At 70.4% G+C, this 12563-nt stretch carries 15 protein-coding genes; 11 read left to right on the top strand and 4 right to left on the bottom strand.

Annotated features, from left to right (window positions below):
- The first annotated feature begins 52 nt into the window (after nucleotides 1–52).
- Nucleotides 53–1705 (top strand): purine-cytosine permease family protein, encoded by a 1653-nt coding sequence (locus ACWGE1_RS08175; protein ID WP_453419731.1) that lies wholly within the window; start codon nucleotides 53–55, stop codon nucleotides 1703–1705.
- On the opposite strand, the gene ACWGE1_RS08180 is transcribed toward ACWGE1_RS08175, so the two are convergent.
- Entirely contained in the window at nucleotides 1632–2144 is a 513-nt protein-coding gene (locus tag ACWGE1_RS08180; protein ID WP_453419732.1) for an NUDIX hydrolase, read from the bottom strand. The genes ACWGE1_RS08175 and ACWGE1_RS08180 overlap by 74 nt on opposite strands.
- A gap of 358 nt (nucleotides 2145–2502) precedes the next feature.
- Here ACWGE1_RS08180 and ACWGE1_RS08185 point away from each other — a divergent pair, with 358 nt between their 5' ends.
- The 7 genes from ACWGE1_RS08185 (at nucleotide 2503) to ACWGE1_RS08215 (ending at nucleotide 8788) form a co-directional block, all read left to right on the top strand.
- Nucleotides 2503–2919: a spore wall synthesis regulator SsgD gene (locus ACWGE1_RS08185; RefSeq protein WP_390798194.1), complete on the top strand. Its 417-nt coding sequence runs from the start codon at nucleotides 2503–2505 to the stop codon at nucleotides 2917–2919.
- Nucleotides 2920–3124: 205 nt separating this feature from the next.
- Nucleotides 3125–4768: an ABC-F family ATP-binding cassette domain-containing protein gene (locus tag ACWGE1_RS08190; protein ID WP_453419733.1), complete on the top strand. Its 1644-nt coding sequence runs from the start codon at nucleotides 3125–3127 to the stop codon at nucleotides 4766–4768.
- 346 nt (nucleotides 4769–5114) lie between these two features.
- Nucleotides 5115–6086 carry an acyl-ACP desaturase gene (locus ACWGE1_RS08195; RefSeq protein WP_453419734.1) on the top strand — a complete coding sequence of 324 codons (972 nt, stop codon included), beginning with the start codon at nucleotides 5115–5117 and terminating at the stop codon, nucleotides 6084–6086.
- Between the two features lie 72 nt (nucleotides 6087–6158).
- Nucleotides 6159–6461, top strand: coding sequence for a hypothetical protein (locus tag ACWGE1_RS08200; protein WP_328960858.1), 303 nt, complete (start codon nucleotides 6159–6161; stop codon nucleotides 6459–6461).
- On the top strand, nucleotides 6454–7587 hold the full coding sequence (locus ACWGE1_RS08205) for a hypothetical protein (RefSeq protein WP_453419735.1): 1134 nt from the start codon (nucleotides 6454–6456) through the stop codon (nucleotides 7585–7587). Before ACWGE1_RS08200 ends, ACWGE1_RS08205 begins: the two co-directional genes overlap by 8 nt.
- On the top strand, nucleotides 7584–8210 hold the full coding sequence (locus ACWGE1_RS08210; RefSeq protein ID WP_453419736.1) for a hypothetical protein: 627 nt from the start codon (nucleotides 7584–7586) through the stop codon (nucleotides 8208–8210). The genes ACWGE1_RS08205 and ACWGE1_RS08210 overlap by 4 nt, the downstream gene beginning before the upstream one ends.
- Nucleotides 8207–8788 carry a hypothetical protein gene (locus ACWGE1_RS08215; protein WP_453419737.1) on the top strand — a complete coding sequence of 194 codons (582 nt, stop codon included), beginning with the start codon at nucleotides 8207–8209 and terminating at the stop codon, nucleotides 8786–8788. Before ACWGE1_RS08210 ends, ACWGE1_RS08215 begins: the two co-directional genes overlap by 4 nt.
- Here the strand turns inward: ACWGE1_RS08215 and ACWGE1_RS08220 are convergent, their stop codons facing one another.
- Nucleotides 8789–9037 carry a WhiB family transcriptional regulator gene (locus tag ACWGE1_RS08220; protein WP_453419738.1) on the bottom strand — a complete coding sequence of 83 codons (249 nt, stop codon included), beginning with the start codon at nucleotides 9035–9037 and terminating at the stop codon, nucleotides 8789–8791.
- 57 nt (nucleotides 9038–9094) lie between these two features.
- Entirely contained in the window at nucleotides 9095–9889 is a 795-nt protein-coding gene (locus ACWGE1_RS08225) for a VOC family protein (protein ID WP_453419739.1), read from the bottom strand.
- Nucleotides 9890–10016: 127 nt separating this feature from the next.
- Here ACWGE1_RS08225 and ACWGE1_RS08230 point away from each other — a divergent pair, with 127 nt between their 5' ends.
- The gene (locus ACWGE1_RS08230) at nucleotides 10017–10679 is read left to right on the top strand and encodes a TetR/AcrR family transcriptional regulator (RefSeq protein ID WP_453419740.1); all 663 of its coding nucleotides are present in this window, start codon (nucleotides 10017–10019) and stop codon (nucleotides 10677–10679) included.
- Between the two features lie 9 nt (nucleotides 10680–10688).
- On the opposite strand, the gene ACWGE1_RS08235 is transcribed toward ACWGE1_RS08230, so the two are convergent.
- Complete coding sequence (locus ACWGE1_RS08235; protein WP_453419741.1) at nucleotides 10689–11570, bottom strand: alpha/beta hydrolase; 882 nt, start codon at nucleotides 11568–11570, stop codon at nucleotides 10689–10691.
- 153 nt (nucleotides 11571–11723) lie between these two features.
- Here ACWGE1_RS08235 and ACWGE1_RS08240 point away from each other — a divergent pair, with 153 nt between their 5' ends.
- Nucleotides 11724–12155, top strand: coding sequence for a MarR family winged helix-turn-helix transcriptional regulator (locus tag ACWGE1_RS08240; protein ID WP_453419742.1), 432 nt, complete (start codon nucleotides 11724–11726; stop codon nucleotides 12153–12155).
- On the top strand, nucleotides 12155–12562 hold the full coding sequence (locus ACWGE1_RS08245) for a hypothetical protein (protein WP_453419743.1): 408 nt from the start codon (nucleotides 12155–12157) through the stop codon (nucleotides 12560–12562). The genes ACWGE1_RS08240 and ACWGE1_RS08245 overlap by 1 nt, the downstream gene beginning before the upstream one ends.
- The last annotated feature ends 1 nt before the right edge of the window (nucleotide 12563 follow it).

Consider the following 12563-nt stretch of genomic DNA (forward strand, 5'->3'; position numbering starts at 1 on the left):
GTGCGACCAATAAGCAAGCCAGGTCGACACGCCCAGCGCCCGGAGGTCCCCCATGGCGTCCACGTTTCCCGATCCGACTCCCGGTTCCCGGCCGTCCCGCGGAGCGGTCGGGCAGGCCGCGCCGGCCTCCGAGCGGGCGACCCGCGTCGAGGCCCACGGAATCGACCACATCCCCGACTCCGAGCGCCACGGCCACCCCAGGAACCTCTTCTCCGTCTGGGCGGCCGCCAACGTCAACTACCTCAGCCTGGTGATCGGCGGTGCGCTGGTCCTGATGGGCCTCAGCCTGTGGCAGGCCGTCGCCGTGATCGTGGTCGGCAATCTGTTCTGGCTGCTCACGGGCCTGCTCGCCACCTCGGGCCCGGCCGCCGGCGCGCCCAGCGAGGTGATCACCCGGGCCATGTACGGCGTCATCGGCAACCGCGTGATGAACGCGGTCGGCGGCTGGCTGGTCTCCGTCTGCTACTTCGCCCTCAACCTGGCCGCCGCCGCGGCCGCCGCCTTCGCCCTCGTGGAACAGGCCGGCATCACGGCGAACACCGGGATCAAGGCCGTCGTCATCGTGACCATCGCCGCACTCACCCTGGTGATCAGCGTCTATGGCCACGCGATGATCATGAAGCTCTACCTCCCCATGACGCTCACGCTGGCCGCGGCCTTCGCCGTCGTCGCCTTCGCCGTGCTCGGGCACACCGACTTCTCCCACCGGCCCGCACCGCCCCTGACCGGCACCGGCCTCTGGGCGGCGCTCCTCGCCGGCACCACCCTCATCGCCTCCGGCCCGCTGTCGTACACCACCAGTGCCGACTTCTCCCGTTACCTGCCCCGCACTTCCTCCCGGAAGGCGATCATCGGCTGGACCGCGTTCGGAGCCTTCCTGCCGAGCGTCGTCGTCTGTTCGCTGGGCGCGTTCGCCGCGACCGCGGTCGACATGAGCGACCCGCAGGCCGCGCTGGAGAAGATCCTGCCCGGGTGGTTCCACCCCGTCTTCCTGCTCGCCCTGATCCTCGGCACGATCTCCGTCAACGCCCTGACCGCCTACAGCGCGGGCCTCGCCCTCCAGGCCGTCGGCATCCGCATCCGCCGCTCCGTCAGCGTGCTGTTCGACGGAGCCGTCGCCGTCGCCCTCACCCTGTACGGCCTGCTCGTCTCCAACCTGCTGGACACCGTCAGCAACTCCCTCCAGCTGATCGTCGTCCTGATCGGCCCCGTCATGGCGATCTACGCCACCGACATCCTGCTGCGGCGGTTCCGCTACGACGGCCGGGCCCTCGCGGACGAGACCCCCGGCAGCCCCTTCTGGTACACCGGCGGCGTCAACCCGGCGGGCGCCCTCGCGCTCACGGCCGGGGTGACCGGGGCCGCCCTCTGCGTCAACACGCTCTACACCGGGCCGATCGCCACGGCCCTGGGCGGCCTGGACCTCTCCCTGCCCGTCGGCATGGCCGTCTCCGCCACGCTGTACGCGACGCTGATGCGGGCCCTGCCGACTCGGTCCGCCATCGAGGCCGGCAGTGCTCCGTCCGCCACCGCCACGCGCACCGCACGCCGGGGGCCGCGCCCTCCTTCGGCCCTTCGGCCCCTTCGGCCGGGCGCTGACCCACTCGGGAAGCCGGTCGGCCCCTACCGCGTCACGCCCCGGTCCGGGGCAGGTCCTGGCGCCGCGCGAGATACCGGCCGAACGCCTCCTGCCCGTCCGGAATGAAGCGCCATTGCCGCACGGCTTCCCGCAGCTCCGCCTCCGTCAGCCAGCCGTGCCAGACAACCTCTCCCGGATCGGGCGTCACCTCGCCCGTGATCACGGCCTCGTGCACGCCGAGCCAGTACGGGCTGATCGCCCCCCGGCACAGGAACTTGAACAAGAAGCGCACCGGCACGTGAACGCCCAGCTCCTCGGCCAGCTCCCTGGCCGCAGCCTGCTCATAGGACTCGCCCACGTCCACGGCCCCGCCGAACATCACCTCGTGGTGGCCCGGGAACCGGGACAGGTTCTCGGGCCGGCGATGGACCAGCACCCGCCCCTGCCGGTCACGGCAGATCGTCGTCGCGATGCGGTGCAGCCAACCTCGACGGATCGCCTCACCGCGGTCCACCACCGCCAACACCTGATCCTGCTCGTCCACGCGCTCCACGGGTTCATCCACGGCACCCACCCTCACACGACCCCGTCAGCGCTCTCACCCCCGTCCCGACTCCCGCTCCCGACCGGCCTCCACGGCTCCCGAAAGCCGCGGCCCCGCCCTCGCGCGCCGGCCGTTAGGCCTGTGGAGTGATCGGTAACCGGCCCTTCTCCGAGGCACCCCGACCCCCCTGCGGTCCGGGGCTCGCCTTCGGGCACATCCCCCGTCCGGTCACTCTGTGCGATCACACGGATTGGTTCAAGCCAATCGGTGACACAGCTCACGCAACGGCCCATGCACGGATTTGCCGATTCCGGCGTCTATCGGGTTGCCGGGCCCCACCCCGCCGTCCGGCAGCAGATCCGCCGCAAGGGAGTGAGCCTTGATCACTGTCATCGAGCAGGCCGCACAGGCCCGTCTGGTAGCCACCGCGCCGAAGGTCGAGACCGTGCCCGTCACCCTCTGCTACGACCGCGCGGATCCGTTCGCCGTGCGCATGGCCTTCCCCGCCCCGGCCACGCTGGAGGGCGTCGAGGTCTCGTGGACCTTCTCGCGCGAGCTGCTGGAGTCGGGGCTGGACCGCCCGTCGGGCTGCGGTGACGTCCGCGTGCGCCCGTACGACGGCGACCGCACGACCATCGAGTTCCACGCGACGGAGGGCGTCGCGATCGTGCTGATGCTGACGGCCGAGCTGCACCGCTTCCTGGAGCGGGCGGCGGCCGTGGTTCCGCCCGGCCTCGAGCACCTCTACCTGGACATGGACCACAGCCTGGCCGAGCTGATGCGCGACACCTGCTGAGACAAATTCGATTGCGGGCGGCTCCGGCCGCCCGTAGCTTCGAAGACGGCCCATCCCCGTCGAAACGGAGCAGGACGTTGCTCTTCTGAGGTTCGAGACACCGACCGCCGTGACCCCTGGCATCAACGCCACCGTCATCGTCACCGTCCGAGCGTCGGCTGTCTCCCCGCGTTGCACGCACCACTCACGCAACCTGGAGGCCTCCATGAGTCACGCCCCTGCTTTCATCACCTGCTCCGCCCTGTCCTTCGACTGGCCCGACGGCACTCCCGTCTTCGACGGGTTCCAACTCGCCGTGGGCCCCGGCCGCACCGGCCTGATCGGGCTCAACGGCTGCGGGAAATCCACCCTGCTGAAGCTGATCGCCGGTGAACTGACCCCGACCGGGGGCCAGTCCTGCGTCGCCGGCTCGGTCGGCCACCTCCCTCAGAACGTCACCCTCGACACCGCGCTGCGCGTGGACGAGGCGCTCGGTATCCACACCACCCGCGCCGCTCTCCACGCCATCGAGGCGGGCGAGGCCACCGAGGCGAACTTCACCGCCGTCGGCGACGACTGGGACGTGGAGGAGCGGGCCCTGGCCACGCTCGACCAGCTCGGTCTCGCCCGGATCGGCCTGGACCGAACGGTCGGCGAGCTCTCGGGCGGCGAGTCCGTCCTGCTGCGGCTGGCTTCCCTGCTGCTCGCGCGCCCCGACGTCCTGCTGCTGGACGAGCCCACCAACAACCTGGACCTGCGGGCCCGCGGCCGCCTGTACGAGGCGGTCGAGTCCTGGTCCGGGGTGATGCTCCTGGTCAGCCACGACAGGGAGCTGCTGGAGCGGGTGGATCAGATCGCCGATCTGCGGGACGGCGAAGTCCGCTGGTACGGAGGGAACTTCACCGACTACGAGGACATGCTCGCCGCCGAGCAGGAGTCGGCCGAGCGGATGGTCCGCGTCGCGGAGGCCGACGTACAGCGGCAGAAGCGCGAACTGGCCGACGCACACGTCAAATTGGCGCGGCGCAAGCGGTACGGGCAGAAGATGTTCGAGAACAAGCGCGAACCGAAGATCGTCATGGGAGCGCGTAAGCGCGCCGCCCAGGAATCGGCGGGCAAGCACCGGATCATGCACACCGAGAAACTGGCACAGGCGAAGGAACGCCTGGACCACGCGGTGGAAGCGGTGCGCGACGACGACGAGATCCGGATCGAGCTGCCCGCCACCCAGGTCCCGCCGGGCCGGCGGGTCCTGACCCTGAGCGCTCTGCACCTGGCCCACGGGGCATCCGTACCGGGCGAGTGGGAGCTGCGGGGTCCGGAGCGGATCGCACTGGTGGGCCGCAACGGGTCGGGGAAGACCACCCTGCTGCGCACGATCGCCGGACAGCTCCCGCCGGAGTCCGGGGAGGCGGTGACGCACGTGACGACGCGGTTCCTGCCGCAGCGCCTCGACGTACTGGACGAGAGCCGTTCGGTGGTGGAGAACGTGGCGCGGTTCGCCCCGCAGGCCACCAACAATCTGATCCGGGCCCGGCTCGCGCACTTCCTCTTCCGCGGGGCCCGGGCGGACCGTCCGGCCGGCACCCTGTCGGGCGGCGAGCGCTTCCGGGCGGCCCTGGCGGCGCTGCTGCTGGCGGAGCCGGCTCCGCAGCTGCTCATGCTGGACGAACCGACGAACAACCTGGACCTGTCGAGCGTGCGGCAACTGACGAACGCGCTGGAGTCCTACGAGGGCGCGCTCCTGGTGGCGAGCCATGACGTGCCGTTCCTGGAGTCGATCGGGATCACGCGGTGGCTCATGCTCGACGGCGAGCTGCGTCCGTCCACGGCCGCCGAGGTCCGGGAGACGCTGTGGTCGGGCGAGTGAGCCCGCGCCGCCGCCGGGACTGAGGCCGACCGCCCGGCCGCGCCCCGTCCACACCGCCCACACCGCCGCCCGCCCCGTCATCGGGGCGGGCGGCGGCGGTGGTGGCGGCGGCGGTGACGGGCGAACCGGAACCAATTTTTTCCGTCAAAACGGAGGGCGGCGGACCACCTGCCTGCGTGATTTTGGGCCCTCAATACCCCCACACACCCGCCATAAACTGTACAGATAGCTGGATGTAACCGGACATACACCCACCGGGGGCTTGGCTGGTCTTGATGTCGCGCTTAACCTACGACTCCGTAGGCTACGGAACCGTAGGTAATTCGCTTTGCACCCAGGAGTACCCGTGACGATCACCTCTCCCCACCTCGGCAGCTCGGAGGCGTGGACAGACGCCAAGCTGCTGTACGCGCTGGAAGAGGTGGTCGAGAAGGAACTCAACCGCCACCTGAAGGTCACCAAGGACTGGATGCCCCACGAGTACGTCCCGTGGAGCGACGGCCGGAACTTCCCGGGCTTCTTCGAGGACGGCGAGGCCTGGGACCCGCAGCAGTCCAAGGTCACCGACATCGGCAAGATCGCGCTGGTCGTGAACCTGCTGACCGAGGACAACCTCCCCAGCTACCACCACGAGATCGCGACGCTCTTCGGCCGCAACGGCGCCTGGGGCACGTGGGTGCACCGCTGGACCGCCGAGGAGGGCCGCCACGGCATCGTGATGCGCGACTACCTGCTGGCCTCGCGCGCCGTGGACCCGGACAAGCTGGAAGCGTTCCGCATGCAGCACATGTCGGAGGGTTTCGAGTCCGACAACCGCCACTCCATGCTGCACTCGGTGGCGTACGTGGCCTTCCAGGAGCTCGCCACCCGCATCTCGCACCGCAACACCGGCCACCAGTCCGGTGACCCGGTCTGCGACCGGATGCTGGCCCGCATCGCGCAGGACGAGAACCTGCACATGATCTTCTACCGCAACCTGCTGGGCGCGGCCTTCGAGATCGCCCCGGACCTCACCATGCAGGCCGTGCGCGACGTCGTGGTCAACTTCCGGATGCCCGGACACGGCATGCCCGGCTTCGAGCGGATGGCCGCGCAGATGGCGATCGGCGGGGTCTACAACATGCGGATCCACCACGACGACGTGCTGAGCCCCGTGATCCGCTTCCTCAAGATCATGGACATCGACGGCCTCGGCCCCGAGGGCCAGAAGGCCCAGGAGGAGCTCGGGCTGTTCATGAACGGCCTGGACTCCGAGGCCCGGAAGTTCGACGAGAAGCTGGCCGCCCGCGCCGCGCGCCTCGCCGCCCGCAAGGGCTGACCGATTTCCGCTCGCTCTGGCGAGTGACGCCGATTGCCCTGGCAGAGCCGCGCTCTGCCAGGGTTTCGCGTCATGACCTCGCTCCAGGTGGACATCGACCAGCTGACCCGTCTGACGCGCGCCCTGGACTCCTCCCTGGTCTCCCTGCGGGAGGCCCGGCGCGCTCTGGACCACGTACGGCCCGACCAGCTGGGCACAGCGGATCTCGACGCGGCGTGTGACGGCTTCCAGGAACGGTGGGCCTACGGCACGCAGGAGCTGACCAAACGCGTCAAGGACTTACGGGAAGGCGTGGACCGCAGCGCCGCGGAGTACGCGGAGCTGGACCAGGCCGTCCGCGCGGCCTTCCTGAGGGCGGCGGCCGCCCGTGACTGAGCACGCGGCGCTGGGCTTCGACCCGGCCCCCGGGAATCCCGCCACGGTCCTGGCTCTGGCCAAGAAGCTCAGCGCCTCGGCCACCTCCCTCGGAGAAGCCTCCCGGGTGGTGAAGGACCTGGTCTCCCACAGCTCGGCATGGCAGGGCGAGGCCGCCACCGCCTTCCGCGCCTCCCTCTCGCAGGACCTCCCCCGCTATCTCGGCTCGGCCCACACCTCCCTCGCGGAGGCGGCCCGCCGGCTCACGGGGTGGCACGACACCCTGGTCTCCCACCGCGCGCTGGCCACCCGGTACGAGGCCCGGGCGGCCGCGGCGAAGACGGAGGAGGCCCTGAAGGACGCCCGCCGCCTGGCCAAGGAACTCGCCGCCGAGCACGCGGCGGCGGCCCGCCGGGTGGCGAAGACACTGAACGCGGCGACGGACCGGCTGGCCCCGAAGGAACCGGGCCTGCTGGCCTCCATCTGGAACAAGATCGTCGAGGATCCGGCGGACGCGATGTCGAACGCGTCGGCGATCCTGGGTGCAATCGGAGCGGGCGTGGCCCTCCTCTGCCCGCCGGCAGGGCTCGCGATCATGCTGGTCGGGAGCGGCCTGTCCTTGGCCGCTCTGGCCATGCACACCTCGGACCCGAAGTTCCGCAAGTCCCTGACCGACGGCTTCACCAAGGGCCAGTTCGACGCGGACTTCTGGAAGAGCAGCGTGACCCTCCTGGGAGACACCGTCGGCGCGGTCCCGGGCGTGGCAGCAGTCGCCTCCGGGGCCAAGGCTGGCACGGTGGCCGCGCGGGCCGCGATGGCAGCCGCCCCGGAGAGCAGCGCGGTGGTGGGACTCGCCCCCGGAGCCACCGCGTTCAGGCAGACGGCTTGGAGCACGTCCGAGGATCTACGTCAGCTGGAGAGCCCGCTCACCGGATGGGCCATGCGGTCATCAACTCCGGATGCCAGAGAAGGGGTGGGCGTGGCAGTAGCAACTACAGGTGCGATGACCGCCGCAGGAGACTACGCCTCGGACGACGAAACCCTGGCACAGGGCTCAACAGTCGTGGACGGCACTCGCGGAGTTCTGGAGGACGCTCCCTCGGCGATCAGGAAGTCGGGGCACGTCTTGTCGGTGCTGAGGCCATGACACACCAGAGCAACATTCCGCCGGTCTGGTTCCGCCTACCTCCGGGTTTCCACGACATCGCCGCCGGTGACAGGGCGTCCTTGGACGCGTTCGCCGAGGTGTTGGGCAGTCCCGCGGCACAGCGGGAACTGTCCCAGGTGATGGATGAAATTGAGGGGCTGGCGGAGCACGATGTCGTGCACACGGCACTCGGCTTCCATCCCGAGGACCCTGAGGGCGTCGCCACCTCGCTGTTCTCCCTGGCCGTGCGACGCGTCGAGCAGCCCAACCCCCGGTTCACCGTGGCACGTACCGCTCTGGCCATGGCCCGCTCGCCGCTGTGGACCAGCTCCAACCGCCGGTTCGTTGACCTGCCGTCAACTCTCCCTTGCTGTCTGGTTGCCGGGATCATTTCCCTCCCTGACATGGAGCGAGGTCTATTTCAGGCCAGGGTCGCGACCGCGCATCCAGATGGACTCCATCTGCTGGTCCTCGACCTGACCAGCTCCTCCACCCAGCACGCCGATGCCTACACGGACATCCTCGAAGCAGTCGCTCACACTCTCAGCTTCTCCGACCCCGACCTCTCTGCGAGCGCGCGGACGGCCGCCGGGACCTCACGCATCCTGGAGGTACTCCTATGAGCGTCACCCTGACCAAGGTGGCCTGGGATCACCCGGCGACAGTGGTCGGATATAGGCGGCTGGTCGTCCGTCGCTTCAATTGGGTGCTCTGCCTCGGTGGCCCCCCGCTGACGGCCCTGGCCTTCACCGGTCTCACTCCGCGCGCAGGTTGGGCCTTCGCCTTGATGATCATCGTTTCGACCCCATACCTGCCCTGGGTCGTCGTCACCTACTTCCGCCGTCGTCGCGTGGCCGCCGTGCTCCAGGCCTACCCCTGGCGCGAGTTGCCCTGCCGACACCAGCCCAGGGTGAACGGCAGCCCTGCAAGCGTCGCCATCCCGTTCCGGGAAGACTTCACGGCCATGTTCCGGATCATCCCGTTCCCCGTCCCCTTGGCACTCATGGAGGGCGACCATCCGGACCGGATCTGGTTCGCGGGAGACCCCCGCTTCGGCGGCGTCGTGTCGCCCGTCGGGGGGCACTATCCCGTGCGCGTCGTCCCCCACACGCCGCGCCGGGAGGAGTGCGGTGGCGAGGGGTTCGACCTCGCGCGGCGAGTGGGGCTGGTCCGTGGCAGCGGGAAGGGGACGCGCACCTGATCAGCGGCGGCGGGAGCGCAGTGCGAGGCGCTCGGCCTCCGAGAGGCCGCCCCAGACTCCGAACCGCTCGTCGTTGGCCAGGGCGTACTCCAGGCAAGCCGTCCGCCCCTCGCACGCCCCGCACAGCCGCTTCGCGTCACGCAAGGAGGAACCGGGCTCCGGGAAGAAGAAGCCGGGGCCCGTCTGGGCACACAGGGCAAGGTCGTACCAAGCGGTGTCAGTGGTGGTGGCAGTGGTATTCATCGACATGCCGGTGATACTGACCGCCGCGGATGGACGTCCGATCAACGACTGATCAACACCCTGTCATGCCCCCGGCGCCGGCGCGCTGGCTATGACGGCGAACCGCGCCCCGAAGGGGTCCGCCAGCTTGGCGAACCGGCCGACTCCCTCCATGAACACCGGGGTCAGTCGCACCTTGCCGCCCGACTCCTCCGCCTTCGCCGCGGCCACGTCACAGTCGGCCACCTCGAAGTACGGCGTCCAGTAGGGCCGTTCGGCGTCCTCCACCGGGTCCGTCGAGATCGGCACCAGGCCACCGAAGGCCGCCTCGTCCGTCGTACCGGCCGGCTTGACCATCGTGTACGTTCCGCCCTCGAACGGCATCTCGCTGATCTCCCAGCCGAAGACCGCGCGGTAGAACTCGGCAGCCCCGGCCACGTCGCCCGTGTACAGCTCCGTCCAGCACAGGGAGCCCACGTCCGTCACCGCACCCAGGCCCGTGTTCTTCCTCGGCTGCCACACGCCGAAGCCCACGCCCGCCGGGTCCGCGAATATCGCCATCCGGCCCAGGTCCAGCACGTCCATCGGCTCGAAGGCCACCGTGCCACCCGCCTCGGTCACGGCCGCGGCCGTCGCGTCCGCGTCGGCGCTCTGGAAGTACACCTGCCAGGCGGAGGGGCCCTGCTCCGCGGGGACGGCCATGCCGCCCGCGACGGTCCTGCCCCGGAGGTGGAACATCCCGTACCCGTCGACTTCCTCGCCGCCCGCCTGGAAGTCCCAGCCGAACAGTGCCTCATAGAACCCGGCGGCGCCGTCGATGTCGGGCGTGCCGAAGTCCACCCAGTTCGGGGAGCCGTCCTTGTAGTCAGTGGTGAGCATGGTCCGCACTCCTTCCGCCCCCGGTACCGCGAACACCGTCCCCTTCCCTTCGAGCATCGCACCCCCCACTGACAGCGGCCGCCTTCCCGAACTCAGTGAACGACCGTGCGTTCGGTAAGATGGTGTGATGGCTGACGGACGCGTGGAACGCGGCAACCAGACGCGGCGGGCCGTTCTCGACCGGACGATGAGCATCGCCTCCGTGGACGGCCTGGAGGGTCTCTCCCTGGGGAAGATCGCCGCGGATCTCGGCCTGAGCAAGAGCGGCGTCTTCGCCCTCTTCGGTTCCAAGGAGGACCTGCAGCTCGCCACCGTCCGCGCCGCCGTGGACGTGTTCGTGGACAACGTCGTGCGGCCCGTGCGCCCGGACCCCGACGGTCTCGCCAAGGTGTGGCGGCTGTGCGAGCGCTGGCTCGACTACTCCGGGCGCCGGATCTTCCCCGGCGGCTGCTTCTTCTATTCCGTCTCCGCCGAGTTCGACGCGCGCCCCGGCCCCGTACGGGACGAGATCGCCAGGATCCGCTCCGACTGGACGCGTTACGTGGAGCGGCTGCTGGAGGAGGCGCGGCTGGCGGGCGGGTTCCGGGACACGGTCGACGCGCAGGAGGTGCCACAGCTCGCCTTCGAGCTGACGGCCCTGATGGAACTGGCCAACGCGCACTCCGTCCTGCACGACGACCCGTTGGCGTACGAACGGGCCAGCCGCGGCATCCTCGGCCGGCTGCGTGCGGTGGCGGCCGCCCCGGACGAACTCCCGGAACGGCCGCCTGTGTTCGACCCGGCTTCCTGACCCCGCGCCTCACACGCGTCGGGCGGCCTCGGGCCTGCGCCCGGGCTGGAGGACACGCTCGGACACTGCGAACTCGACCGCCGTCCCGATGACATCGGGGTCGGCGAGGATGCGGCGATGGCCGAGGCCCGTGGTCTCGATCAGGCGGGCCTGCGGACCGTAGGCGGTGGCGATCGCGCGGGACTGGGCGGGGTCGATCACGTCGTCCTCGGTGTCGTGGACGAGCAGGATCGGCGCCCGTACGTCCGTGAGGCGGCGGGCGTCGAGGCGCTGCCAGACGTCGGGGTCGCCGGGGAAGAGGCGGCGCTCGACGTGGGCGCGCAGCGCACGCCCGACGCCCTCGTCCAGGTTCAGTCCGGCGCGGAAGCGGTCCACGAGGTGGTCGAAGTCGGCCACGCCGCCGATGCAGACGACGCGGTCGGCCCGTATGCCGTCGTGCAGCATGGAGAAGGTGGCGAGCACGCCGAAGGAGTGGGCCACGACGGCCGAGAAGTCGCCGTGCTCCGCCTGCAGCCGGCCGATGATGGCGCGGTAGTCGAGGATCGTGGAGGCGCGGCCGTCGGACTCCCCGTGCCCGGGGGCGTCGAAGGCGACCACGGTGCGCCCCTGGGCCCTGAGGGCCTCGACGAATCCGGCGAGACGCGAGGCGCGCGAGGACCACCCGTGCACGATGAGGACGGGCCGCTCCCCGTCGCCCCAGCGGTAGGTGGTCACGGCCGTGCCGTGCACGACCATCCGCCCCCTCTCGGCCCGTGCCATCACCTCCGCCTCCTCGGGCCGCAGGCGCGCCCGCCCGAGAGGCCGGACGAACAGCGCGAAGGCCCGGGGGCCGGCCAGTCCCGGGGCGATCCGGGCGGTGATGTTGAGGGTGGTGCTCAGGAGTGAAGCCATGGGATGCATGCGCGGGTTCTCCGGAATTCTCCTCAGGGCAGCCAGATGCCGAGGGCGAGCCAATGAGAAGATATTAGCACGATCGTTCGTGTTGTTTTATGGCGCCGAACGACCCCTTGTCATCGATACAACGAAATCGTATTGTTCGAAAACATGACGTACGAAATCGTTCCATCCGAATGGTCCGCCCTCCTGGCCCTGCAGCGGGCCACGCACGCCACCCTCCAGGTGCTGGCCGCCGAGCTGGCCGACCTGGATCTCACCGCGTCCGAGATCAACGCGCTGGCCAACCTCGCCGACGGCCACGGGCGCACCGTGTCCGAGCTCGGAGCCGCCGTCGGGACCCGGCCGAGCACGCTGACCAGCGTGCTGGACCGGCTGGAGCGGCGCGGCCACATCACCCGGGGCGCCCGCCCCGGAGACCGCCGGGCGGTGCTCGTCGAGCTCACCGACTCCGGTCGGGTGGCCGCCGCCACCATCCGGCGGGCCATCGCCGAACTGGAGCGCCGCGCGCTCGGCGGCCTGCCCGCCGAGGCCGTCGCCGGCCTGCGCGCCGCCCTGCAAGCCCTGACGGAGGTGCCCTGATGAGCGAGTCCACCTTTGACGCGTTGATGGCCGAAGTGATGGCGACCGCGGAGCGGTTCGGCCACCGCGAACATGTCCATCTGACCTGGCTGGCCGTGCGCCGCTGCGGCATACCCGCGGCGGTCGACCTGATCAGTGAGGGCATCCAGCGCACCGCCCGCTACGCGGGCGCGCCGCAGAAGTACCACGTGACCGTCAGCCGTGCCTGGGTGGAGCTGGTCGGGTACCACGCCGGCGAGTCCGGCGAGGACGACTACGACGCCTTCGCCGACCGCCACCCGGCGCTGCTCGACAAGCGCCTGCTGACCCGCTACTACCGCCCGGCCACGCTGGCCGCCCCCCAGGCCAAGAACGGCTGGGTCGAGCCCGACCTCGCCCCCTTCCCCCGGCTGGACGCCGCCGTTTAGC

This window comes from Streptomyces sp. NPDC054932 (assembly GCF_053610205.1).